The 23,773-nt window shown below is 65.6% G+C and carries 21 protein-coding genes; 17 read left to right on the top strand and 4 right to left on the bottom strand.

Translation table 11 applies throughout. From position 1 onward, the window contains the following. Positions 1 to 71: 71 nt before the first annotated feature. Positions 72 to 1,382 carry an MFS transporter gene (locus tag M2S36_RS01890; RefSeq protein WP_333956624.1) on the bottom strand — a complete coding sequence of 437 codons (1,311 nt, stop codon included), beginning with the start codon at positions 1,380 to 1,382 and terminating at the stop codon, positions 72 to 74. A gap of 66 nt (positions 1,383 to 1,448) precedes the next feature. Continuing rightward, positions 1,449 to 2,762 carry an L-fuconate dehydratase gene (locus M2S36_RS01885; RefSeq protein ID WP_333956623.1) on the bottom strand — a complete coding sequence of 438 codons (1,314 nt, stop codon included), beginning with the start codon at positions 2,760 to 2,762 and terminating at the stop codon, positions 1,449 to 1,451. Positions 2,763 to 2,863: 101 nt separating this feature from the next. Here M2S36_RS01885 and M2S36_RS01880 point away from each other — a divergent pair, with 101 nt between their 5' ends. From M2S36_RS01880 to M2S36_RS01845, 8 genes are all read left to right on the top strand, one after another. Further along, positions 2,864 to 3,811, top strand: coding sequence for a LysR family transcriptional regulator (locus tag M2S36_RS01880; RefSeq protein WP_207837983.1), 948 nt, complete (start codon positions 2,864 to 2,866; stop codon positions 3,809 to 3,811). Between the two features lie 34 nt (positions 3,812 to 3,845). Further along, positions 3,846 to 4,799, top strand: a complete 954-nt coding sequence (locus M2S36_RS01875) for a LysR family transcriptional regulator (protein WP_207837985.1) — start codon at positions 3,846 to 3,848, stop codon at positions 4,797 to 4,799. 285 nt (positions 4,800 to 5,084) lie between these two features. After that, positions 5,085 to 6,626 (top strand): UxaA family hydrolase, encoded by a 1,542-nt coding sequence (locus M2S36_RS01870; RefSeq protein ID WP_333956622.1) that lies wholly within the window; start codon positions 5,085 to 5,087, stop codon positions 6,624 to 6,626. A 35-nt stretch (positions 6,627 to 6,661) separates the two neighbouring features. After that, positions 6,662 to 7,720, top strand: coding sequence for an Ldh family oxidoreductase (locus M2S36_RS01865; protein ID WP_333956621.1), 1,059 nt, complete (start codon positions 6,662 to 6,664; stop codon positions 7,718 to 7,720). A 20-nt stretch (positions 7,721 to 7,740) separates the two neighbouring features. Continuing rightward, positions 7,741 to 8,958 carry a fumarylacetoacetate hydrolase family protein gene (locus tag M2S36_RS01860; protein ID WP_333956620.1) on the top strand — a complete coding sequence of 406 codons (1,218 nt, stop codon included), beginning with the start codon at positions 7,741 to 7,743 and terminating at the stop codon, positions 8,956 to 8,958. An 89-nt stretch (positions 8,959 to 9,047) separates the two neighbouring features. Then, on the top strand, positions 9,048 to 10,364 hold the full coding sequence (locus M2S36_RS01855; RefSeq protein WP_402801601.1) for an MFS transporter: 1,317 nt from the start codon (positions 9,048 to 9,050) through the stop codon (positions 10,362 to 10,364). A gap of 226 nt (positions 10,365 to 10,590) precedes the next feature. Further along, complete coding sequence (locus tag M2S36_RS01850) at positions 10,591 to 12,240, top strand: VRR-NUC domain-containing protein (protein WP_233687433.1); 1,650 nt, start codon at positions 10,591 to 10,593, stop codon at positions 12,238 to 12,240. Further along, entirely contained in the window at positions 12,237 to 14,498 is a 2,262-nt protein-coding gene (locus M2S36_RS01845; protein ID WP_333956619.1) for an ATP-dependent DNA helicase, read from the top strand. The genes M2S36_RS01850 and M2S36_RS01845 overlap by 4 nt, the downstream gene beginning before the upstream one ends. A gap of 73 nt (positions 14,499 to 14,571) precedes the next feature. Here the strand turns inward: M2S36_RS01845 and M2S36_RS01840 are convergent, their stop codons facing one another. Continuing rightward, entirely contained in the window at positions 14,572 to 15,753 is a 1,182-nt protein-coding gene (locus tag M2S36_RS01840) for an NnrS family protein (RefSeq protein WP_333956618.1), read from the bottom strand. A gap of 214 nt (positions 15,754 to 15,967) precedes the next feature. On the opposite strand from M2S36_RS01840, the gene M2S36_RS01835 reads away from it, so the two are divergent. The 9 genes from M2S36_RS01835 to ureG all read left to right on the top strand — a co-directional run bounded on the left by M2S36_RS01835 (position 15,968) and on the right by ureG (position 22,841). Then, positions 15,968 to 16,882, top strand: coding sequence for a site-specific integrase (locus tag M2S36_RS01835; RefSeq protein WP_207838005.1), 915 nt, complete (start codon positions 15,968 to 15,970; stop codon positions 16,880 to 16,882). A gap of 396 nt (positions 16,883 to 17,278) precedes the next feature. Further along, entirely contained in the window at positions 17,279 to 18,112 is an 834-nt protein-coding gene (locus M2S36_RS01830; RefSeq protein ID WP_233687430.1) for an urease accessory protein UreD, read from the top strand. 9 nt (positions 18,113 to 18,121) lie between these two features. Beyond that, positions 18,122 to 18,424: an urease subunit gamma gene (locus tag M2S36_RS01825; RefSeq protein ID WP_003256923.1), complete on the top strand. Its 303-nt coding sequence runs from the start codon at positions 18,122 to 18,124 to the stop codon at positions 18,422 to 18,424. Between the two features lie 19 nt (positions 18,425 to 18,443). After that, entirely contained in the window at positions 18,444 to 18,761 is a 318-nt protein-coding gene (locus M2S36_RS01820; RefSeq protein ID WP_025339426.1) for an urease subunit beta, read from the top strand. Beyond that, positions 18,758 to 20,461: an urease subunit alpha gene (gene ureC, locus M2S36_RS01815; RefSeq protein WP_063913453.1), complete on the top strand. Its 1,704-nt coding sequence runs from the start codon at positions 18,758 to 18,760 to the stop codon at positions 20,459 to 20,461. The genes M2S36_RS01820 and ureC overlap by 4 nt, the downstream gene beginning before the upstream one ends. A gap of 10 nt (positions 20,462 to 20,471) precedes the next feature. Then, complete coding sequence (gene ureE, locus M2S36_RS01810) at positions 20,472 to 20,969, top strand: urease accessory protein UreE (protein ID WP_241106629.1); 498 nt, start codon at positions 20,472 to 20,474, stop codon at positions 20,967 to 20,969. A 17-nt stretch (positions 20,970 to 20,986) separates the two neighbouring features. Further along, entirely contained in the window at positions 20,987 to 21,532 is a 546-nt protein-coding gene (locus M2S36_RS01805; RefSeq protein ID WP_207838014.1) for a HupE/UreJ family protein, read from the top strand. Beyond that, positions 21,532 to 22,206 (top strand): urease accessory protein UreF, encoded by a 675-nt coding sequence (locus M2S36_RS01800; protein ID WP_333956616.1) that lies wholly within the window; start codon positions 21,532 to 21,534, stop codon positions 22,204 to 22,206. Before M2S36_RS01805 ends, M2S36_RS01800 begins: the two co-directional genes overlap by 1 nt. 11 nt (positions 22,207 to 22,217) lie before the next feature. Next, positions 22,218 to 22,841, top strand: coding sequence for an urease accessory protein UreG (gene ureG, locus M2S36_RS01795; protein ID WP_010953755.1), 624 nt, complete (start codon positions 22,218 to 22,220; stop codon positions 22,839 to 22,841). A gap of 145 nt (positions 22,842 to 22,986) precedes the next feature. Here the strand turns inward: ureG and M2S36_RS01790 are convergent, their stop codons facing one another. Next, entirely contained in the window at positions 22,987 to 23,715 is a 729-nt protein-coding gene (locus tag M2S36_RS01790) for a DUF899 domain-containing protein (RefSeq protein ID WP_333956613.1), read from the bottom strand. Between the last annotated feature and the right edge of the window lie 58 nt (positions 23,716 to 23,773).

Raw genomic sequence — 23,773 nt, 5'->3', positions numbered from 1 at the left:
TCAATGAGTTATGTGCAGTTCTATGAGAGCCGGCTTGCCGGCGATGAGGCCCTGGCAGGTAAAACCTCCTGTCAGCGATGCGCTTGCTCCTGCCCCTGCCGCAAGCGGGTACTGACTAGCGCGGCTACCACCAGCAACGCGGCAATGATCCACAAGCCATTTCGGGTACTGCCGGTAGCCTGCTCGATCAGGCCCATCACCGATGGCCCGACGAAACCGCCAAACAGGCCGCAGGTGGTGACAAAGGCCAACCCGGCCGCCAGCGCGCTGCCGCTCAGGCGGCTGGAGGGGAAGACGAAGATGATCGACTGCACCACGAACAGCATCAGGGCAGTCAGCGAAAACCCGATCAGGCCGATGAACGAATTGGTCAGCGACGCCAGCAGCAGCCCGGCCGCCATGGTCAGCAGGCCGCAGAACAGCAGGGTGCGGCACCGGCGCGGCGAGGTGGCCAGGCGCGGGAAGGTGGCGGCGCCGATGGCGGCGGCAACCCACGGTACGGCGGTCAGCAGGCCGACCTGGAAGGGCGACAGCGCGCCGTAGGTGCCGATGATGCCCGGCAGGAAGAAAATCACCGTGTAGATGGTGATCTGGTGCACGAAGTACACCACGATCGCCAGCCAGATCTGCCGGTCGCGGAACATCTGCCCCAGCTTGCTCTGCTGCGGTGAGGCGGCCCGTTCGGCGGCCAGGCGGCGCTCGATGTCCTCGGCATCGGTGGCCGACAGCCAGGGTGCCGAGGCCGGGCCATCAGGCAATTTCTTCCATACCACATAGGCCAGGGCCACGGCGGGCAGGCCTTCGAGCACGAACAGCCATTGCCAGCCGTGCCAACCCAGCACACCGTCCATTTCCAGCAAGGCGCCCCCCAGCGGGCCGCTGAGGATATTGGCCAGGCACACGCCCAGCAGGAAGTAACCCGTGGCGCGGGCACGCTGTTCACGGTCGAACCAGTAGGTCAGGTACAGCATCACGCCAGGGAACAGGCCCGCTTCGGCCACCCCCAGCAACAGGCGCATGATGTAGAACGAGGTTTCGCCCTGGACGAAGGCCATGCCCGCCGAGAGCAGGCCCCAGGTGATCATGATGCGGGTGATCCAGAAACGTGCGCCCACCCGATGCATGATCAGGTTGCTGGGTACTTCGGCCAGGGCATAGGTAAGAAAGAACAGGCCGGCGCCCAGGCCATAGGCCGCCGCCGACAGGCCGAGGTCGATACCCATGCTGGCCTTGGCCAGGGCAATGTTGGTCCGGTCAAGGAAGCTCATCACGTAGACAACGATGAGCAGCGGCAGCAATTTGCCCAGCAGCAGGCCGTTAAGGCGCTGTTCGGTGGTAGCGGCAGGGGCGGGGGCCGCTGCAGTACCGGTGAGGATTGTCATTGTTTTTTTCCCCGTGAAAAGTACTGGTGGCGCGCCGCGCAAAGGCGGCACACCCAGGTCTGTGGGTCAGGAACGGTTGATGTCGAGCCACACCGCGCCGTTGGGGTACTGGTAGCGTTCCAGAGTCTCGGCATGCATTTCGATGCTGTAGCCCGGGCGTTGCGGCGGCATGTAGCGCCCGCGGCGGATCACCACCGGGTCGATGAAATGCTCGTGCAGGTGGTCGACGTATTCCAGCACCCGGTTGTGCAGCGAGGCCGACACCGCGATGTAGTCGAACAGGGCAATGTTCTGCACATATTCGCACAGGCCGACACCGCCGCCGTGCGGGCACACCGGCACGTCGTACCTGGCAGCCATCAGCAGCACGATCAGCACTTCGTTCAGGCCGCCCAGGCGAGCCGCGTCCAGCTGGCAGAAGTCCAGCGCGCCGGCCTGGAACATCTGCTTGAACATCACCCGGTTGTGGCAATGTTCACCGGTGGCCACGCCAATCGGCGCAATACGCTGGCGGATGGTGGCGTGGCCGAGGATGTCGTCCGGGCTGGTCGGTTCTTCGATCCACAGTGGTTCGAAGGCGGCCAGGCGGCGCATGTTGGCGACCGACTCCTCGACGCCCCATACCTGGTTGGCATCCATCATCAGGGTGCGCTCCCAGCCAATTTCGTCGCGCAGGATGCTGGCACGGCGAATGTCTTCTTCCAGGTCCGCACCGATCTTCTGCTTGATATGGGTCCAGCCATCCTCCACCGCCTCGCGGGCCAGTTTGCGCATCTTTTCTTCGCTGTAGCCCAGCCAGCCTGGCGCAGTGGTGTAGCCGGGGTAGCCTTCGCGCTGCATCTGTGCTTCGCGCTGGGCCTTGCCCGGTGCCTGGCGGCGCAGCAGGGCGATGGCTTCTTCGGGGGTGAGCACATCGGTGACGTAGCTGAAGTCCAGGCAGCGCACCAGCTGCTCGGGCGTCATGTCGGCCAGCAGCTTCCACACTGGCTTGCCCTCGTGCTTGGCCCACAGGTCCCACACGGCATTGATGATGGCGGCCGTGGCCAGGTGGATCACGCCTTTTTCCGGGCCGAGCCAGCGCAACTGGCTGTCGCTGACGGTGAAACGATGCCAGAAACCGCCCATGTCGCCAGTGATTTCCTCCAAGGTGAGGCCAACGATCAGCGGCGCCAGCGACTGCACCGCCGCCGCGCAAATCTCGTTGCCACGGCCGATGGTGAAGGTCAGGCCGTGGCCTTCGAGCGCCTCGGCGTCGGTGTGCAGCACCACGTAGGCTGCCGAATAGTCGGGGGCGCTGTTCATGGCGTCGGAGCCATCCAGCGACAGCGAAGTGGGGAAACGAATGTCGCGAACGCTCAGGTGGGTAATACGTATGCTCATGGTCGGCTCTTGTTCTGTTCAAGCACAGGGAGACCTGACTGTAGGTTGTCGAGCGATACAGGCATAATCGCCAATTCTTAACCAGCGATACCGGATTCGATATGTCTCGCTTGCCACTCGACAGCGCCCAGGCGCCTGCCAGCCTCGGCGCATTGAAGATTTCCAGCCGGCAGATCACGTTGCTCAACGCCTTGGGCGAGTTCGCTAACCTGCGCCGTGCTGCCGCGGCGATGCACACCACGCAACCGGCAGCCAGCCTGTTGCTGCAGCAGCTTGAGGAGCGCCTGGGCGTACGCTTGTTCGAGCGTTTGCCACGGGGAATGCAAGCGACGTTGTATGGCGAAGTGATGATCCGCTATGCGCAGAACGCGCTGCATGAGTTCGAGCATGCCCAGGCGCAGATTGCCGAGCTGGCGCGCGGAGCCCTGGGCCTGGTGCGGGTGGGCAGCGTCATGGGGCCGGTGCCGGGCGTGCTGACCAAGGCGGTACTGGCCTACAAGCGCGACCACCCCAAGGTGCGTATTTCCCTGGAAGTCGGCACCAGCGACACCTTGCTGCCGGCCTTGCTGCGCGGCGACTTCGACATGGTGGTGGGGCGCCTGCCGGACCAGAGCGACAGCCAGGACCTGAACATCGAACTGTTCGAAGGCGGTGAGCAGATGCGCGTGATCGCCCGCGCCGGCCACCCGCTGGCCAATGCGGCCGGGCTGCAACTGGCCGACCTGGTGACGCTTACCTGGATCCTGCACCCCATCGGCAGCCCGATGCGCCGCCGTGTCGAAAGCGCGCTGCAGGCCGGTGGCATGGTGCAGTCGCTGGATATCGTCGAAACTGCCTCGATCCTGGCTACCACCGCCATGCTCGAAGCCTCCGAGATGATTGCGGTGGTGCCCGATGACGTGGCCAAGCATTATGCCCGCTATGGCATGGTCGCCATCCTGCCTGTGGAGCTGCCGCTGGCCATGGCCAACCTGGGCGTGCTGACCTTGCGCGCGCGGCCCAACTCGGTTGCCCTGGACACCTTGCTGCACTACCTGCGGGCGCAATAGCCCTGCCTATTCACTTGCCTGAGGCCCTGCGTCAATGCCGCCGGAGATGACCCATTCCAGCTTTTGCAACTGGATCCGATACAAGCACCTGGTGCTGATCGACACCTTGGCGCGCACCCGCAACATGCACGCCACCGCCACGCGCATGAACCTCAGCCAGCCGGCACTGAGCAAGATGTTGCGTGACCTTGAGGAGCAGTTCGGCTTCGCCCTGTTCGAGCGCCTGCCGCGTAGCATGCCACCCACCGAACTGGGCGAATACGTGGTGCGTTATGCCCAGGGCGCGCTGGCTGAGTCACAACAGTTCGTCGACCAGGTCAACCGCCTGCGCAACGGCGGGCACGGCTTTATCCGCGTCGGCGGGATCTTTGCCGCCACCGCGCTGGTGCTGCCGCAGGCCATCGCCGCGATCAAGGCGCGCAGCCCATTGCTGTCGATCGAAGTGGTGGAGCATTCCAGCGATCACTTGTTGACCATGCTGGAGCAGAACAAGCTCGACATCATGATTGGCCGCTTCACTGAAGAACGCTTCAGCCAATTGTTCGACTTCCAGCCCCTGGAGCCCGAACCGTTCAGCCTGGTGGTCAACAGCGAGCACCCGCTCAACCAGCTGGAAAGCACGCCGTTGAAAGCGCTGGGCGATTGGCCATGGGTGCTGTACCCGGTGGGCACGCCGATCCGCAACCGCCTGGAGCAGGCCTTCCGGGTTGCCGGCATTGCCACGCCAGCCGACAGCGTCGAAACCATCTCCATGCCGATGTTCCTGCAACTGCTGCAAGCGGCGCCGATGATCGCCATGTTGCCGCGCTCGATGGTTGCCGCGCAGCTGGCCAGCGGCCAACTGAAAGAGTTGCGCAGCCCCTTGCACCTGGCGGCGCTGGAGTACGGCGTGGTTACCCGCAAGGATGAGCCGCTGAGCGCTTCGGCCCGTGCGTTTGTCGAGATCTTGCTGGAGGGGGCTCGGCGCCGTCAGCAGGAGCAGGGGTGAAGCCCATGGGGTCGCTGCGCAGCCCATCGCAGGCAAGCCAGCTCCCACGGGTACAGCACAAGGTTCAAGGCATGCGCTGTACCTGTGGGAGCGGGCAAGCCCGCGAAGGGCTGCAGAGCAGCCCCAATGGCCCTAAAATGCGATTGATAAACAGGCACTAATATCTGTTTTTGATAACCCAGGGTTATCGCACGATCGGATCATCTCATTGGGAATGTTGCCCAAGGCTTCTTACAGTGGTCGCAGCCATAACAAGAAGTCAGCCGCACCGCCCTGAGAGGTCCCATGCAACTGATTGCCAAGTCCGGTGACCTTGCCGTCATCCGTCTCAACCCGCTGGACAACGTGCTCATCGCCCGCCAGGCCCTGCCGCCAGGCCTGCGCCTGGACGCCGAGGCGATTACCGTGCGCCAGCCGATCCCTTCGGGCCACAAGGTCGCTGCCGAACGGGTGGAGCAGGGCCAGCCCCTGCGCCGTTACGGGCAGATCATCGGTTTTGCCTCGCAGGCCATCGAAGCCGGCGAACACGTGCATGTGCACAACGTGCAGATGGGCGATTTCGCCCGTGACTACGCCTTTGGTGTCGACACCCGCAACCAGCCCGGCAGCGAAGCGCAGTTCCAGGGCATCGTGCGCGCCGATGGCCGGGTCGCTACCCGCAACTATATCGGCATCCTCACCTCGGTGAACTGCTCGGCAACCGTGGCCCGGGCCGTGGCCGACCATTTCCGCCGCGACATTCACCCTGAAGTGCTGGCCGCTTACCCGAACATCGACGGCGTGGTGGCGCTGACCCACGGCGCCGGCTGTGCGGTGGACCCCAGCGGTGAAGCCCTGGGCCTGTTGCGTCGCACCCTGGCCGGGTACGCCGTACATCCCAATTTTGCCGCCGTGCTGATCATTGGTCTGGGCTGCGAAACCAACCAGATCGAAAGCCTGCTGGAAACCCAGGGCCTGCAGGCCAGCGCCCAGCTGCGCGCGTTCACCATCCAGGGGATCGGCGGCACTTCCAAAACCATCGCTGCCGGCATCGAACAGGTCAAGGCGCTGCTGGCCGAGGCCAACCAGGTACAGCGTCAACCGGTCAGTGCGCGGCACCTGGTGGTCGGCCTGCAGTGTGGCGGTTCCGATGGCTATTCCGGCATTACCGCCAACCCTGCGTTGGGCAATGCCGTCGACCGCCTGGTGGCGGCAGGTGGCACCGCGATCCTGTCCGAGACCCCGGAAATCTACGGTGCCGAGCACCTGCTGACCCGCCGGGCGGTCAGCCGCGAGGTCGGCGAAAAGCTGGTGGCCCGCATCCGCTGGTGGGAAGACTACTGCCAGCGCATGAACGCCGAACTGAACAACAACCCCTCGGCCGGCAACAAGGCCGGGGGCCTGACCACCATCCTCGAGAAGTCCCTCGGCGCGGTGGCCAAGGCCGGCTCCAGCAACCTGGTCGACGTGTACCAGTACGCGGAAGCGGTGCGTGCCCAGGGCCTGGTGTTCATGGATACCCCCGGCTACGACCCGGTTTCGGCCACCGGCCAGGTGGCTGGCGGGGCCAACCTGATCGCCTTCACCACCGGCCGTGGCTCGGCCTACGGCTGCGCCCCGGCGCCGTCGATCAAGCTGGCGACCAACAACCGGGTGTTCGAGCACCAGGAAGAAGACATGGACGTCAATTGCGGCGGCATCGCCGACGGCTCCACCAGCATCGAGGAACGCGGCGCATTCATCTTCCAGCAGATGCTGCGCATCGCTTCCGGGGAGCGCAGCAAGAGCGAACAGCACGGCTACGGGCAGAACGAGTTCGTGCCCTGGCAGATCGGTGCCGTGACCTGATCGCCAAGTCCTGTCCCATTTCCGAGGCAACCGCAATGACTCAAACCACACATTACAACGTGCAAGCGCTTACCACCTTCGTCGAGCGGCTGTTCGAAGAGGCCGGCGCCGATACCGAAGTTGCCCAGGTCGTGACCCGGGTACTGCTCGAAGGCGAATTGCTGGGCCATCGCACCCATGGCCTGAACCTGGTCAGCCGCTACATCGACGGTATGCTCAGCGGGCAGGTCAAGGCCCGTGCACAGGCACTGGAACAGGTGTCCGACAGTGGTATTTCCAGCCTGTTCGATGGCCACTACGTGTTGGGGCCGTACTGCGTCAGCCGTGCTTTGGACTGCGCGGCAAAAGGCGCGGCCGGGCAGGGCATCGGTATCGCCGTGGTACGCCGCGCCGCGCATATCGGCTGCCTGGCAGCCTACCTCAAGGCCTACACCGACCAGGGCCTGGTGGCCGTGCTGTATTCCTCGGACCCGTCAGTGGGGCTGGTCTGCGCCCATGGCGGCGTCGACCCGGTCTACACCCCCAACCCGATTGCCGCGGGTATCCCGACCCGGGGCGAGCCGATTCTGCTGGACGTCAGCATGTCTACCGTCACCCTCGGCCTGGTCGGCCAGTGCCGCGATGCCGGCAGCCGTCTGCCACACCCGGTGCTGGTGAGCAATGACGGGCAACTGAGCGACGACCCGCGTGACTTCTTCACCAGCCCGCCAGGCAGCATCCTGCCCCTGGGTGGCCAGGCCTTTGGCCACAAAGGGTTTGCTCTGGCGCTGCTGGTCGAAGCCCTGACCTCGGGGCTGGCCGGCCACGGGCGCAAGGATGCACCAGACCAGTGGGGGGCCTCGGCCACGGCCGTGGTCATCGACCCGCGTTTCTTCGGTGGCCTGCAAGCGTTCACCGACGAAACCAGCTTCCTCGGCCAGCTGGTCCTGGCCAGCCGGCCGCTCGATGCTGAGCGCCCGGTGCGCCTGCCTGGGCAAGCTGGCCTCGCCCTGCGCCGCCAAGCGCTGGAGCAGGGGGCACGTCTTTCACCACAGCTGGTGGCTGACCTTGACCGGCTGGCCGTGCAGCTGCAACTGCCAGTACTTTCCCAATGAATGACAGTAAGGGTACACAGATGACTGATCGAGCGAACGGCAAGCGACCGCTGCCTCTGAATCACGATGCCAGCGCGTTCGACAGCGGCAGTTGGGTAGGGCGGGTCTGGCTGCCGGAGCAGGGCCCTGCGGTGGTGCTGGTGAAGGCCGGCGCCGTGCACGATATCAGCCCCTATGTAGCCACTGTCTCGGCCCTGCTGGAAGTGGCCGACCCGGTCGCCTACCTGCGCAGCCTGCCGCTGGCCGAACCGCTGGTCGGGCTGCCAGCCTTGCTGGGCAACAGCGACCCGGCCCAGCGCGACCCGCACCAGCCATGGCTGCTGGCACCCATCGACCTGCAGGCGGTGAAGGCCGCTGGTGTGACCTTCGCCACCAGCCTGCTGGAGCGCGTGGTGGAAGAGCAGGCCAAGGGCGACCCGGCCAAGGCCGATGCGATCCGTGACACCTTGGCCAGCCGCATCGGCGCCGACCTGTCGCAGATCGTGCCGGGCTCGGCCCAGGCCGAAGCGCTGCGCAAGGTGCTGGTGGAGCAAGACCTTTGGTCGCAGTACCTGGAAGTGGGTATTGGCCCGGATGCCGAGGTGTTCACCAAGGCCCAGCCGCTGTCGGCGGTCGGCCACGGCGCCGATATCGGCATCCACCCCAAGTCGAGCTGGAACAACCCGGAGCCGGAAGTGGTGCTGGCGGTGTCGAGTGACGGTCGCATCAAGGGCGCGATGCTCGGCAACGACGTCAACCTGCGCGACTTCGAAGGCCGCAGCGCCTTGCTGCTGTCAAAAGCCAAGGACAACAATGCCTCCACCGCGCTGGGCCCGCTGCTGCGCCTGTTCGACGAAAGTTTCGGGCTGGATGATGTGCGCGCCGCCGAAGTGGACTTGCAGGTGACGGGCGAAGACGGTTTCATCCTCGCCGGCCGCAGCTCCATGCGCCAGATCAGCCGCGACCCGCAGGACCTGGTGCAGCAAACCCTCAACGAGAACCATCAGTACCCCGACGGCCTGGTGCTGTTCCTCGGTACCTTGTTCGCCCCCAAGCAGGACCGCGACCAACCGGGCAACGGTTTCACCCACAAGCCGGGCGATGTGGTGAGCATCAGCAACCCGCACCTGGGTACCCTGTGCAACCGCGTGACCACCAGCGACCTGGCGCCGCAGTGGGACTTTGGCCTGCGTGCGCTGATCCACAGCCTCGGCCGGCGCGGGCTGCTGGAGGTCGCAACCACCGCGCGCCAGCCTTGAGCGGCGCGCTGCGTCAGGGAGGGCGTAGCATCAACGAAGGATCGTCAAGGCGCTGACAGCGCGGCAACAATAATAATAAAGGTCATCACATGAAGCCTATGAAGAAGTACCAACGCATCACCGTCGTGTTCCTGCTGCTGATCGGTATCGTCAACTACCTGGACCGTAGTGCGCTGTCGATCGCCAACACCTCGATCCAGAAAGACATGATGATCAGCCCGTCGCAGATGGGCATCCTGTTGTCGGCGTTTTCCATTGCCTATGCCTTCGCCCAGCTGCCGATGGGCATGATCATCGACCGCCTGGGCAGCAAGATCGCCCTCGGCGCCTCGCTGCTGGGCTGGTCGGTGGCACAGGCCGCGTTCGGCATGGTCAACAGCTTTGCCGGCTTCATGGGCCTGCGGGTGCTGCTGGGGATTGGCGAGGCACCGATGTTCCCGTCGGCGGCCAAGGCCCTGTCGGAGTGGTTCGATGCCAACGAACGCGGCACCCCGACCGGCGTGGTCTGGTCCTCGACCTGCCTCGGCCCGTGCCTGGCGCCACCCTTGCTGACACTGTTCATGGTCAACTTCGGCTGGCGCGGCATGTTCATCATCACAGGCGTGATCGGCGTGGTGCTGGCGCTGTGCTGGTTGACCTTCTACAAAAGCAAGGCACGCTACCTGGCGGAGCTTGCTGCCGAAGGCAAGCCGCTGCCAGGCGAACAGCCGGCGCCGGTAGCCGCTGCACCAGCGCCGAAGGCCTCCTACTTTGCCGGCTGGCTCGACCTGTTCAAGCACCGCAGCACCTGGGGTGCGGTACTGGGCTTCATGGGCGTGATCTACATGCTCTGGCTGCACCTGACCTGGCTACCTGGCTACTTCGAGCGTGAGCACGGCCTGGACCTGTACAAGACTGCCTGGGTGGTGTCGCTGGCCTACGGCTTTGGCGCAGCGGGCACGATCGTCGCCGGGCGCTTCTGCGACGTGCTGGTCAAGCGCGGCATGAGCGTGCTGGCCAGCCGCAAGTTCAGCGTCATCACCGGCCTGGTGCTGGCGGCACTGTTCACCTTGCCGCTGTCGTTCGTCACCGGCCTGACCGGTTGCATCATCCTGCTTTGCCTGGCGTTGTTCAGCATCAACATGGCCAGTGCCACCGCCTGGATGATCGTCAACACCATCGTCGACAGCCAGCGCGTGGCCTCGTTTGGCTCGATCCAGAACTTCGGCGGCTACATTGCCGGCTCGGTGGCGCCGATCGTCACCGGCTTCAGCATCCAGTACTCGGGTTCGTTCACCACGGCGTTCATGATCAGTGCAGGGGTGGCGCTGTGTTCGGCGGTGGCGTACTTCCTGCTGCTGCAGGCGCCGATTGGCAGTGCCAAGGTCAAGGCGGCGGAGATGGTCGGGGCGACGGAACAGGTGTGAATTCCGGGGGGCGCTTTGCGCCCCAATCGCGACGCCAGGCCGCTCCCACAGGTATCGCGCTGGTTTCAACAGCACTGCAATACCTGTGGGAGCGGCCTTGCGTCGCGATTGGGCTGCAAAGCAGCCCCCAAGCCGATAGCCGATTGTTGAGCGATCCACGGCACTTGCCAGGCACACTGGTCTGTATGTATAACCAGTATCCATTCCAGCCGCCTGACCCCAGCCCGTGATCGCCCATTCCGTCGACGACCCGTTCTATTACCTGCACAACTTCCGCCAGGTGCTGCTGTGGGTCGAACAGCGCTACGAAGACCTGCTCGATGATCAGGAACTCGCTTTCATCCGCACCTTCAGCCAACTGCACGCCCCGGCACAAGCCCTGATGGTGCGCATGGTCATGCGCAAAGGCGAGCTGTTTCGCAGTGATCGCCTCGACTATGCCGAAATCGGCGATACCGGGCAGGCCCTGCAGCCGTTGCTGGCCCTCGGCTGGGTACAGGAACCTGCGCAACTGGCGCTGGAGCAACTGTTCGTCTTGCTGCGCAAGGACGAACTTGCCCGCTGTTTTGCCCCGCAGCTGAGCCGTCCCCGCGCCGCCAAGCATGACCTGCTTGCACAGCTGCAACCCTTGGGCCTGCAAGCCCGGTCATTGGCCGAGTGGTTTCCGGACAGCGGCGTGCGCATCCTCCAGTGGTGCCTGCAACCCTTGTGCGACCGCATGCGCCTGCTGTTCTTCGGCAACCTGTACCAGGACTGGTCGGACTTCGTCCTTGCCGACCTCGGTGTGCTGCGCTACGAACAGGTGCCGTTCAGTGCCGATTCGCGTGCCCTGCAGCAACGTGCCGAAGTCGACCTGGCCATGGCCTTGCACCAATGTGCCGAGCGCCTGGAGCAGGGCGACGAGCCGCTGTCGATCCTGGCTGCCATGCAAGGCCTGCGCAGCGACAACCCGTGGCTGGCCCGGCGCCATGCGCGCCTGCAGTTCGCCCTGGGCCAGCAATGCGAACGCCTGGGTGACTGGGCGCAGGCCATGGCGGTCTACGCGCAGTGCAGCCATGCCCAGGCGCGCATCCGCCAGGTGCGGGTGCTGGAGCGCAGCGAGCAGTGGCCCCAGGCCCATGCGCTGGCGCTGCAACTGGCGGCGGCACCGGCCAACGCCCTGGAAGTGCAGGCGCTGGAGCGCATGTTGCCACGCCTGGCCCGCAAGCTAGGTGGCCCGCCACAGCGGCGCCAGCGTGTCGCGCCCCTGGAGCTGATCGAGCTGGAGCTGCCCCGGGAACTGGCAGCGCTGGGCGTGGAGGAAGCGGTACGCCAGCACCTGGCCGAAGACGGTGGGCCAGTGCATTACGTGGAGAACACGCTGTTCAACAGCCTGTTCGGCTTGCTGTGCTGGGAGGCGATCTTCGCCCCGGTGCCTGGCGCGTTCTTCAACCCGTTTCAGGCCGCCCCGCAGGACCTGCACGACAGCGACTTCCAGCAACGCCGCAGTGCTCTGTTCGAACGTTGCCTGGCGCGGCTTGACGATGGCAGCCATCACCGGGCGATTCTCGACTGCTACGCCGCCAAGCAAGGCCTGCAGTCGCCGTTCGTGTTCTGGTCCATGCTCAGTGAAGAATTGCTTGAGCAAGCCTTGGCCTGCCTGCCGGCAGCCCATTTGAAACAGTGCTTCCTGCGCCTGTTGCAGGACATCCGCAACAACCGCGCCGGTATGCCCGACCTGATCCAGTTCTGGCCCCAACAGGGCCGCTACCGCATGGTCGAAGTCAAGGGGCCCGGCGACCGCCTGCAGGACAACCAGCTGCGCTGGCTGGAGTTCTGCCGGGCCCACGGCCTGCCCGTCGCGGTGTGCCATGTGCGCTGGAGCGAAACGCCGTGAGCTACAGCGTGGCGGTACGCGCCTTGTGCGAGTTCAGCGCCAAGGTCGGCGACCTGGACCTGCGCTTCACGCCATCACCCACCGCCCAGGAGGGGATCGAGGGGCATCGGCGGGTGGTGGCGGGGCGCGCTACGGGCTACGAGTCGGAAATTGCCCTCGAAGGCCAGTTCGAAACCCTGACGGTGCGCGGCCGAGCCGACGGTTATGACCCCGCCTGCAACCGCCTGGAAGAGATCAAGACCCACCGTGGCGAGCTGTCGCGCCAGCCGGCCAACCATCGCCAGCTGCACTGGGCACAGGCCAAGGTCTATGGCTGGTTGATGTGCCAGGCACGGCAACTGCCGGCCATCGAGGTGGCGCTGGTGTACCTGGACGTGGACAGCGACGGCCAGACGCTGATCAGCGAGCACTGCACGGCTGCCGAACTGCAGGCCTTCTTCGCAACCCAGTGCCAACGCTTTCTGGCGTGGGCACAAGGGCAGGAGCAACGCCTGGCCGAGCGTAACCGGGGCCTGCAAGCGCTGGGCTTCCCCTATCCGGCGTTCCGCCAGGGCCAGCGGCAACTGGCGGAGACCCTGTACAAGGCGGTAAGTACCGGCCGTTGCCTGATGGCCCAGGCCAGCACCGGAATTGGCAAGACCCTCGGTACCTTGTTTCCCCTGCTCAAGGCCATGGTGCCGCAGCAACTGGACAAGCTGTTCTTTCTCACCGCCAAGACCCCGGGCCGGGCCTTGGCCCTCGATGCCATGCGCCAGATCACCCACGCCACGCCGCAGCCGGCCTTGCGCACGCTGGAACTGATCGCCCGCGACAAGGCCTGCGAGCACCCTGACAAGGCCTGCCATGGCGAATCCTGCCCCTTGGCTGCAGGCTTCTACGACCGCCTGCCGGCCGCGCGGGAGGCGGCGGCAGCGTTGCCCTTGCTCGACCGCGCCCAGCTGCGCGACGTGGCCCTGGCGCACCAGGTGTGCCCGTATTACCTGGGCCAGGAAATGGCGCGCTGGGTAGACGTGCTGGTGGCGGATTACAACTACTACTTCGATGCCCACGCCTTGTTGTTCGGCCTGACCCAGGCCAACCAGTGGCGGGTCGCGGTGCTGGTGGACGAGGCGCACAACCTGGTCGAGCGCGGGCGCGGCATGTACAGCGCCAGTCTCGACCAGGGCCAGTTGCTGGCCCTGCGCCAGAGCAAACCGCACGGGCTGGTCAGTGCGCTGGACCGGCTGAACCGGCAGTGGAACGCCCTCTACAAGGAACAGCGTGCGCCGTACCAGGCCAGCGAGGCGCTGCCGGACGCATTGCTGCGTGCCCTGCAGCAATGCATCGGGCTGATCCAGGAGCAGATGAACCAGACCCCTGCGCAAATGGACCCGCAGGTGCTGCAGTTCTTCTACCAGGCGTTACAGTTCAGCCGGGTTGCCGAGCTGTTCGACGAGCACTTCCTGTTCGACATCAGCCAGCGCCAGGGCCCGCGCAAGCGCCGGCTGGCCACCCTGTGCCTGCGCAATGTCACCCCGGCGCGCCTGTTGGGCCCGCGCATGCAGGCGGCGCGCAGTGTGACGCTGTTTTCCGCGACCCTGAGCCCACGGCATTTCTACAGCGACCTGCTGGGCATGCCGGCCGATACCGCCTGGCTGGAAGTGGCCGCGCCGTTTCGCGCCGAACAGCTGGAAGTGCGCATCGCCAGCCAGGTATCCACCCGCTATCAGCAACGCCAGGCTTCGCTGGCGCCGATCGTCGAGCTGATTGCCCGGCAGTACGAGCGCATGCCGGGCAACTACCTGGCGTTCTTCAGCAGTTTCGAGTACCTGCAACAGGTGGCCGGGCTGCTGGCCGAGCGGCATGCACAGATACCCTTGTGGGTCCAGGAACCGGGCATGGACGAGGCGGCCCGCCAGGGCTTTCTCGACCGTTTTGTGGCGGATGGCCGTGGGGTGGGCTTTGCGGTGCTGGGTGGTGCATTCGGGGAGGGGGTGGACTTGCCGGGCACACGGCTGATCGGCGCGTTTGTCGCCACCCTCGGGCTACCCCAGGTCAACCCGGTCAACGAGCAGTTCAAGCAGCGCCTGGGGCGGCAGTTTGGTGCGGGGTTCGATTACGCCTATCTCTACCCGGGCGTGCGCAAGGTCATCCAGGCGGCAGGCCGGGTCATCCGGGGCGACCAGGACCGTGGCGTTCTGGTCTTGATCGACGAGCGCTTCGCCGAACCCCGGGTGCAGCAGATGTTCCCGGGGTGGTGGCCAGCGCCGGGAGGTTAACGTGGCCCCGGCAATTTGTGCGTCTGCGCTGAAACCTTGGGGCCGCAAAGCGGCCCCAATCCGGGCATCAAGGCTAGCCCGGCATACTGTCAGCCCGTGGCTGCAGCAGGATGGGCAGGTAGTGACGCAGGAACAGCAGCAGCGCCAGGCTCCAGCACACTACTGAAAGGCTCACCCCCAGCGGCGTTAACAGCGGCAGCACCACCCGCGCCAGCGTCGCCAGTTGTATCAAGGCAAAGGCCCAGGCAATGCTGGTCGGCACCTGCAGCGGCCTGCCGGTGTGGCCCAGGCTGACCCGTGCCATCATCGCCAGGATCAAGCCGCTCATGGCGCCTACGGTTAGGGCGTGGGTTACCAGGCTCGGGCCCAGCGCCACCCCGGCATGCCACAGCGCCATGCCCAAGCAGGCAATAGCAATCCAGGCATAGGCCAGGTGCAGCGACCACAGCAGGGGCACCCGCCACAAACCACGGTCATGCCACAAGGCCAGGCGGGCCGTATGCAGGGCGAACAAGGCGCTGAACAGCACGGCCAGGGCGATACGTGGCGTATCGGCCAAGCCCGAGGCAAAGGCCAGCGGTACCGCCACGCTCAGCAGCAGGCAGGCCCGGTCCAGCCGGGGGCGGGCAGGGGGCGGGGCCATGTTGCCCAGGCCGCGCCGGGTGAAGAACGGGATCACCCGCCCGCCAAGCACGGTCATCATCGCGGCCACCAGCCACAACCCGGCAAACACCCCGCGGCGCTGCCACAGTTCGTCCTGGCGCAGCCAGCCGACCAGGGTCAGCCACTGGCAGGCGGCGATCAACAGCACCAGGCCTACGATCGGGTAGTTGTTACGCAAGCGCCGTTGCACGATCGGCCGTGCCAGGGCCAGTGCCACCAGTGGCAGGAAGCTGCCCTCGATCACAACCAGCAAGCTGCCCGGTAATGGCAGGAACCAGCTTGCCCGGCCCAGCAGCCAAAGCAGGAACAGACCCTGCAGCGCACGCCCGCTCAAGCCTGGGGTGCCGCTCCAGTTCTGCACGGCGGTCAGCAGGAAGCCGGCGATGATGGCGGCAGCAAAGCCATAGAGCATCTCGTGGCGGTGCCAGGCGAGCATGCCGCCGGGTGGTGTGGGGGCCAGTACCCCGGCCAGAACGCCGGCCCACAACAGCAAGGCGACCAGCGCAAACAAACTGCCCCCCAGGAAGAATGGGCGGAAACCCAGGCCCCAGACGGCCTGGCGCGGGCGTGACTCGATCGGCTGTACAAGCATGGGCGGTCCTTCGTTCGTTCAGTAGGCTCAATTGGGGTAAGATCACGATCCGTGCCCGCTTCAAACCCCTTGTATATCAAGGTGATGGCACCTCTCAGGGTCCGAATGACATGCGTACTTTGCTGTCATTCAGACTTGCTAATATGTCGTTTTGACTTGCTTCAGGGTTTGGCCGGTTCGCCGCTGGTCAACGCTTCGCTACAGGATTCACGTTTTGTCCGAGCTCTCGAAAAATCCGCTGCTGCAGTACATGGCCCGCCTGGCCCCATCCAGCCAGCAAACCATGCGCTACATCCTTCAGGACGCCGCCGACCGGCTGGGTTTTGTCGACTGCAATATCGTCGATGTGCCTTGGCATCGGCTCGAGCCCGGCCATGTGATCGCCCTGGTAGCGGCGCTGCGTGCCGACGGTTACGCACCCAACAGCTCGTCGCTGTACGTCAACGCCATCCGCGGTGTGATGAACGAAGCCTGGCGCCAGGGCCTGATCGATCACGAGCAGTTGCTGCGCATTCGCGAGGTCAAGCCGGACACTGGCAGCCGCCTGCCGCCGGGGCGCAACCTGCGCCGCAGCCTGATCCGCGAGCTGATGGATGTGTGTGCGGCCGACCCACGGCCGCAGGGGGTACGTGACGCGGCGATCATCGCTTTGCTGTACGGCACAGGCATGCGCAAGTCGGAATCGGTGGACATCGACCTGGACCAGGTCGATTTCGAGGCGCGCAGCCTGCAGGTGCTGGGCAAGGGTAACCGCCAGTTGATCAAGTACGCCCCGCCATGGGCGTTCGAGAAGTTGCAGGCGTGGCTGGACCTGCGCCGCCAGGACCTGCCGGCAGGGGCTGAAGACGACCCGTTCCTGTTCAACCGCATCCGCCGTGGCAGCCACATCACCCGGGCGCGTATCACCAAGCATGCCATTTACTACATCGCCCGCCAGCGTGGCGCGCAGGTGGGCGTGAAGATCATGCCGCACGACTTCCGCCGGGCGTTCATCACCCGGGTGATCGAAGAGCATGACCTGTCGATTGCGCAGAAGCTGGCGCATCACGCCAATATCCAGACCACGGCCATCTATGACCGGCGTGATGACAACGAACGCCGGCGTGCGGTGGACCGCTTCGATTACTGAGGCTTTGCCGCTGTATAAAGGGCTAGCTCCAACCCTGTGGGAGCGGGTTCACCCGCGAACACGGGCGAAGCCCGTGCCATGCACTGGGTGGGATGCTTCGCGGGTAAACCCGCGCCCACAGAGGCCGTGTCACAGCATCGGGTAATTTTTTGCCTTGAGATGGCCCGGCACCGAAACAGGGCCGATGCACGCCCCCGCCTTGTGCGCCATCCCCCCGTATGCCCGATGCCAGAGCGGCTGCGGCAAAAGTTTCATTTTCGTTCACCTGCGGAGTTGGCCCGCAACCTGCTATATCCAGCCTGAGAATTTGATCGAGTGGTCAGGCCGCGCGCGCTGTAGCCGTGCGTGCCTGCCCCTCTAAACGGCCAGCAGGCCACGGATTTCAGGGGCCGCAGGATGTCGCTCGCGGAGCAGATTGAACAACAGCAAGACGATGCAGGCTGGAGCGCCCACCTGCAGTTGCGCTTCGTCAGGCGCGACGAGGTGACCCGCCTTGGTGCGTGGCGGCATTTCGGACCTCTTTTGGTGCAGCGGCCGTTCTATCCGGAAGGTGCACCGTGCCATGTCTACGTGCTGCACCCACCCGGCGGCATCGTCGCCGGCGACCGCCTGGAACTGGACATCCAGCTGGAACCGGGCAGCCACGCGCTGCTGACCATGCCCGGCGCCAGCAAGTTCTACCGCAGCATCGGCCCGACCGCGCGGCTGGCCCAGCGCTTCCACCTGGCCGCTGGCAGCACCCTGGAGTGGCTACCGCAGGACAGCATCTTCTTTTCCGGCGCCCGTGCCAGCCTGCAAAGCCGTTTCACCCTCGAACCGGGGGCGCGCCTGCTGGCCTGGGAAACCCTGTGCCTGGGGCGCCCGGTGATGGGCGAGCGTTTCGACCAGGGTGCCCTCGACAGCCGCCTGCACATCGAACTGCCCGACGAAGTCGGCCTGCACGAGCGCCTGCGTCTTGAAGGCGGGCGCCTGGACAAGCTAGGCGGGCATCCGCTGCTGGCCACCTTCTGCGCCGCACCAGCCGACCAGGCCGTGCTGGAGCTGGTGCGCCCGCTGCTTGACGAACTGGCCAACCCGGCTGGCGCGACCCTGCTCGGGTCGCTGCTGGTGATCCGCGTGCTCGACCATGACAACCAACACCTGCAACGCACCCTGCAACGCCTGTGGCATGTGCTGCGCCCGGCCGTCCTCGGCCTGCCTGCCTGCCCGCCGCGTATCTGGGCTACCTGAGAGAGCGCCATGGAGCTGACCCCGAGAGAGAAAGACAAACTGCTGCTGTTCACCGCCGCGTTGCTGGCGGAGCGGCGCCTGGCCCGTGGCCTGAAGCTCAACTACCCGGAAGCGGTGGCGCTGATCAGTGCCGCCGTGCTCGAAGGCGCCCGTGATGGCCGCACCGTCGCCGAGCTGATGAGCCTGGGGCGCGAAGTGCTGAGCCGCGAGCAGGTAATGCCCGGCATTGCCGAAATGCTCCACGACGTGCAGGTCGAAGCGACCTTCCCGGATGGCACCAAGCTGGTGACCGTGCATGACCCCATCGTCTGAAACTGCCCAGGAGCCCCGCATGATCCCAGGTGAAATCCAGGTCGCCGCCGGCGACATCGAACTGAACAGCGGCCGCGCGACGGTCAGCGTCAGCGTGGCCAACCATGGCGACCGGCCGGTGCAGGTCGGCTCGCACTACCACTTCTATGAAGTCAACGAGGCGCTGGTGTTCGAGCGCGCACCGACCCTGGGCTTTCGCCTGGACATCCCCGCGGGTACCGCCGTGCGTTTCGAACCCGGCCAGGCGCGTACCGTGCAACTGGTGGCCTACGCCGGCAAGCGCGAGGTCCATGGCTTTCAGGGCAAGGTGATGGGCGCGCTGGAGGGCAGGGCATGAGCCGTATTTCCCGCCAGGCCTATGCCGATATGTTCGGCCCCACCGTGGGCGACCGCGTACGCCTGGCCGACACTGCGCTATGGGTCGAGGTGGAGCAGGACTTCACCATCTATGGCGAAGAGGTCAAGTTCGGTGGCGGCAAGGTCATCCGCGATGGCATGGGGCAGGGCCAGATGCTGGCCGCCGAAGCCATGGACCTGGTACTGACCAATGCCCTGATCATCGACCACTGGGGCATCGTCAAGGCCGATATCGGCATCAAGCACGGGCGCATCGCGGTGATCGGCAAGGCTGGCAACCCCGATGTGCAGCCCGGCGTGAACGTGCCGGTGGGCCCCGGCACCGAGGTGATCGCGGCCGAGGGCAAGATCGTCACCGCCGGTGGCGTCGACTCGCACATCCACTTCATCTGCCCGCAGCAGGTGGACGAAGCGCTGAACAGCGGTGTCACCACCTTCATCGGTGGCGGTACCGGCCCGGCCACCGGCACCAACGCCACCACCTGCACGCCCGGCCCCTGGTACCTGGCGCGCATGCTTCAGGCCGCCGACAGCCTGCCTATCAACATCGGCTTGCTGGGCAAGGGCAACGCCTCGCGGCCGGAAGCACTGCGCGAGCAGATCGCGGCCGGTGCCGTGGGCCTCAAGCTGCACGAAGACTGGGGTTCGACACCGGCGGCCATCGACTGCTGCCTGGGTGTGGCCGAGGAAATGGACATCCAGGTGGCGATCCACACCGACACCCTCAACGAGTCCGGCTGTATCGAAGACACCCTGGCGGCCATCGGCGACCGCACCATCCACACCTTCCACACCGAGGGTGCGGGTGGCGGCCACGCCCCGGACATCATCCGCGCAGCGGGGCAGGCCAACGTATTACCGTCCTCGACCAACCCGACCCTGCCGTACACGGTCAACACCGTGGACGAGCACCTGGACATGCTCATGGTCTGCCACCACCTGGACCCGAGCATCGCTGAAGACGTGGCCTTTGCCGAGTCGCGCATCCGCCGCGAAACCATCGCCGCCGAGGACATCCTCCACGACATGGGCGCCTTTGCCATGACCTCGTCCGACTCCCAGGCCATGGGCCGGGTTGGCGAGGTGGTGCTGCGCACCTGGCAGGTGGCCCACCAGATGAAGCTGCGCCGCGGGCCACTGGCGCCAGATACCAGCTACAGCGACAACTTCCGGGTCAAGCGCTACATCGCCAAGTACACCATCAACCCGGCACTGACCCATGGCATCGGCCACGAAGTGGGCTCGGTGGAGGTCGGCAAGCTGGCCGACCTGGTGCTGTGGGCGCCGGCGTTCTTTGCGGTCAAGCCGGCCCTGGTGATCAAGGGCGGGATGATCGTCACTGCGCCCATGGGCGACATCAATGGCTCCATCCCCACGCCGCAACCGGTGCATTACCGGCCGATGTTCGGCGCCCTGGGCGCGGCACGGCATGCCACGCGCATGACCTTCCTGCCCCAGGCAGCGATGGACCGCGGCCTGGCCGAGGAGTTGAACCTGCGCAGCCTGATCGGCGTGGCCCACGGCTGCCGCCGGGTGCGCAAACCGGACATGGTCCACAACACCCTGCAGCCGCTGATCGAGGTCGATGCGCAGACCTACCAGGTGCGTGCCGACGGCGAACTGCTGGTCTGCGAGCCGGCCCGCGAACTGCCGCTGGCCCAGCGTTACTTCCTGTTCTGAAGGAGCATCGATGATTGTCTTGACCCGCCGTATCACCGACCCCGGCACGCTGGGCGAAACCGGTACCGTCACCCTGGACGTGGACAGCCGCATCAAGAGCCGCCTGCGGGTGACCCTGGATGATGGCCGCGAGGCCGGGCTGATGCTCGAGCGCGGCCACCTGCTGCGCGGAGGCGAACTGCTGGCCGATGCCGAGGGTACACAGCTGATCCGTGTGCTGGCGGCACCCGAAGCAGTGTCCACGGTGCGCTGTACCGACTCGCACTTGCTGGCCCGCGCGGCCTATCACCTGGGCAACCGCCATGTGCCGCTGCAGATTGAACCCGGCCTGTTGCGCTTCCAGCACGACCATGTGCTGGACGACATGTTGCGTGGTCTGGGCCTGACGGTAGAAGCCGAACAGGCACCCTTCGAGCCCGAAGCGGGCGCCTACCAAAGCGCGCCGCACAGCCATAGCCATGCCCACGGCCACGATCATCCGTTCGTGCGCCTGCCTGCCCATTCCTGAACTGCCTGGAGCAACCGATGAAAAAGACTTTCGCCCTGTTTCTGCTGATGCTGGCGCTGCCAGCCTTCGCCCACCCCGGGCACGACGCCAACCCGCTGCAGGACGGCCTGCTGCACCCGCTGACCGGGCTTGACCACCTGCTGATGCTGCTGGGCACCGGTGTGCTCGCCGCGTTGACCCGGCGCAGCCTGACGCTACCCCTGGCAACCCTCGCGGCGATGTTCGGCGGCGCGGTGTGCGGCCACCTGTTCGGCGATGTGCTGGGCATGGAAACCCTGATTGCCGTGTCGCTGCTGGTGGCTGCCGGGGCCGTGCTGCTGCCTCGCCGTCAACTGCTGCTGGCCATGGCCATGCCGGTGTTCGCCCTGTTCCATGGCTGGGCCCATGGCGTGGAGGCCACACCAAGCGCGTTCTGGCAATTCAGTGCCGGCTTCGTCACGGTCAGCGGCCTTTTGCTGGCGGCCGGCTTCGCGGTCGGTTGTCTGCTGCGCAGGCATAGTGGCTTGCAGAAAGCCTTTGGCGGTGGCCTGCTGGCCGGCGCCGCGCTGGTACTGGCCGGTTGATGGACAGCGACCTGGCGTTGCTGCGCCTGTTGCAGCTGGCCAGCCCTGGCTTGCCGGTGGGTGGTTTTACCTACTCGCAAGGCCTGGAGTGGGCGGTCGAAGTCGGCTGGGTACGGGACGTGGATGGTTTCGCTGCCTGGCAGCGCGAACAGATCGACGACACCCTGGCCTGCCTCGACTGGCCGGTGCTGGCGCGCCTGTACCGTGCCTGCCAGGCCGAGGACGCCGAGGCTTTCGGCCACTGGAGCCGCTTTCTGCTGGCCAACCGCGAAACCGCCGAACTGCGCCTGGAAGAGCAGCAGCGCGGCGCGGCGCTGGCACGGCTGCTGGATGGCTGGCAACTGGGTCAGGCGCCGGCCTGGCGTGCCAGCCTCGAACTCACCCAGCTGGGCGGTATGGCCTGGCTGGCTGCGCACTGGGCGATCCCATTGCGCGAGTTGGCCCTGGGTCATGGCTTTGCCTGGCTGGAGGGCGCGGTAATGGCTGGGGTCAAGCTGGTGCCGTTCGGCCAGCAGGCTGCCCAGACCTTGCTGCGCGACCTGGGGGCAGGGCTGCCTGCAGCCCTCGACCGGGCACTGGCCCTGGGCGATGACCAGCTTGGCGGCGGCCTGCCGTTGCTGGCCATTGCCTCATCGCGTCACGAAACCCAATACACCCGTTTGTTCCGTTCCTGAGGACTGCCTGCATGCAAAGCTATCAACAACCCCTGCGCGTCGGTGTCGGCGGCCCGGTCGGCTCCGGCAAGACGGCGCTGCTCGAGGCCTTGTGCAAGGCCATGCGCGACCACTACCAGATCGCTGTGGTCACCAACGACATCTACACCAAGGAAGACCAGCGCATCCTCACCGAAGCCGGGGCCCTGGAGCCGGAGCGCATCGTCGGGGTGGAAACCGGCGGTTGCCCGCACACGGCGATTCGTGAAGACGCCTCGATGAACCTGGCGGCGGTCGAAGCACTGGCGCGCAAGTTTGGCAACCTTGAGGTGATCTTCGTCGAAAGCGGCGGTGATAACCTGAGTGCCACGTTCAGCCCGGAGCTGGCCGACCTGACCATTTACGTGATCGATGTGGCCGAAGGCGAGAAGATCCCGCGCAAGGGCGGGCCGGGGATTACCAAGTCGGATTTCCTGGTGATCAACAAGACCGACCTGGCGCCCTATGTGGGCGCTTCTCTGGAAGTGATGGAGCGCGATACCCAGCGCATGCGCCCACAGCGGCCATGGACCTTCAGCAACCTGAAGAAGGGCGAGGGGCTGCAGGCGGTGATCGATTTCATCGTCGAGCGCGGGATGCTGGGCGTGCGCGGGTGATGTAACGGGTTGAACGCCGTCTGGACCATGGCGCAATTCCTGTGGGAGCGGGTTTACCCGCGAACACCGGCGCAGCCGGTGCCACCCACCGCGTTGGCTTCTTCGCGGCTAAAGCCGCTCCCACAGGGATATATGTTGCCTCACGTTATGTATGGCAGCAGTGAGGTTTGTCCGGCTGCCCTTCATAATGGTCATGGTGCCGCACCCAGTCCATGGTCCCACCCTCATTGCGCCCCAGTGGCGCAATGTCGAGGAAGTTGTAGGTATTGACCAGGATATCCAGCCCGCGGGCATAGGTTGAGTAGGTGTGGTACACGCTGCCATCCGGCTCGCGGTAGAACGCACTCAGCCCGGGAAGCTCGCTTTCGTTGCCGTCATAGGGCTCATAGTTGTACTGCCGCTGGCCCTCACTGCCAACGCTGACGCCAAAGTCCTCGTTGAACCCGCTGCCATGTGACGAATACCAGGGGAACTGCCAGCCCATGCGCCGGCGGAAGGCCTGGAACTCGGCATACGGCGCCCGCGACACCGCCACCAGTGACACGTCGTGATGCGCCAGGTGCAGGTTGGCGCCGTCAAAGTGGTCGGCCAGGAACGAGCAGCCGGGGCAGCCTTCGCTCCAGCCCTCGGCGAACATGAAGTGGTAGACCAGTAATTGGCTGCGGCCCGCGAACAGGTCGGCCAGGCTCAGTTCGCCGTCCGGCCCGTGGAAGCGATAGCCGTGCTCCAGCTTGACCCAGGGCAGGGCGCGACGGGCTGCGGCCAGCGCGTCGCGGTGGTGAGTAAAGGCTTTTTCGTGCAGCCACAGCTGCCGGCGGGCCGCCAGCCACTGGCTGCGGGAAACCACCGGGTGACTGCTTTCGCTCGTGCTCATGGTGCTATCTCCACATTGGGGGATTCACACACTAGTCGAGCACGGGCGGGTTGAATCG

This window comes from Pseudomonas sp. SF2, from assembly GCF_036858055.1.
GTDB lineage: Bacteria > Pseudomonadota > Gammaproteobacteria > Pseudomonadales > Pseudomonadaceae > Aquipseudomonas.
Note: the sequence above shows the minus strand (reverse complement) of the source record. Positions and strands in the feature narration are given on the sequence as shown.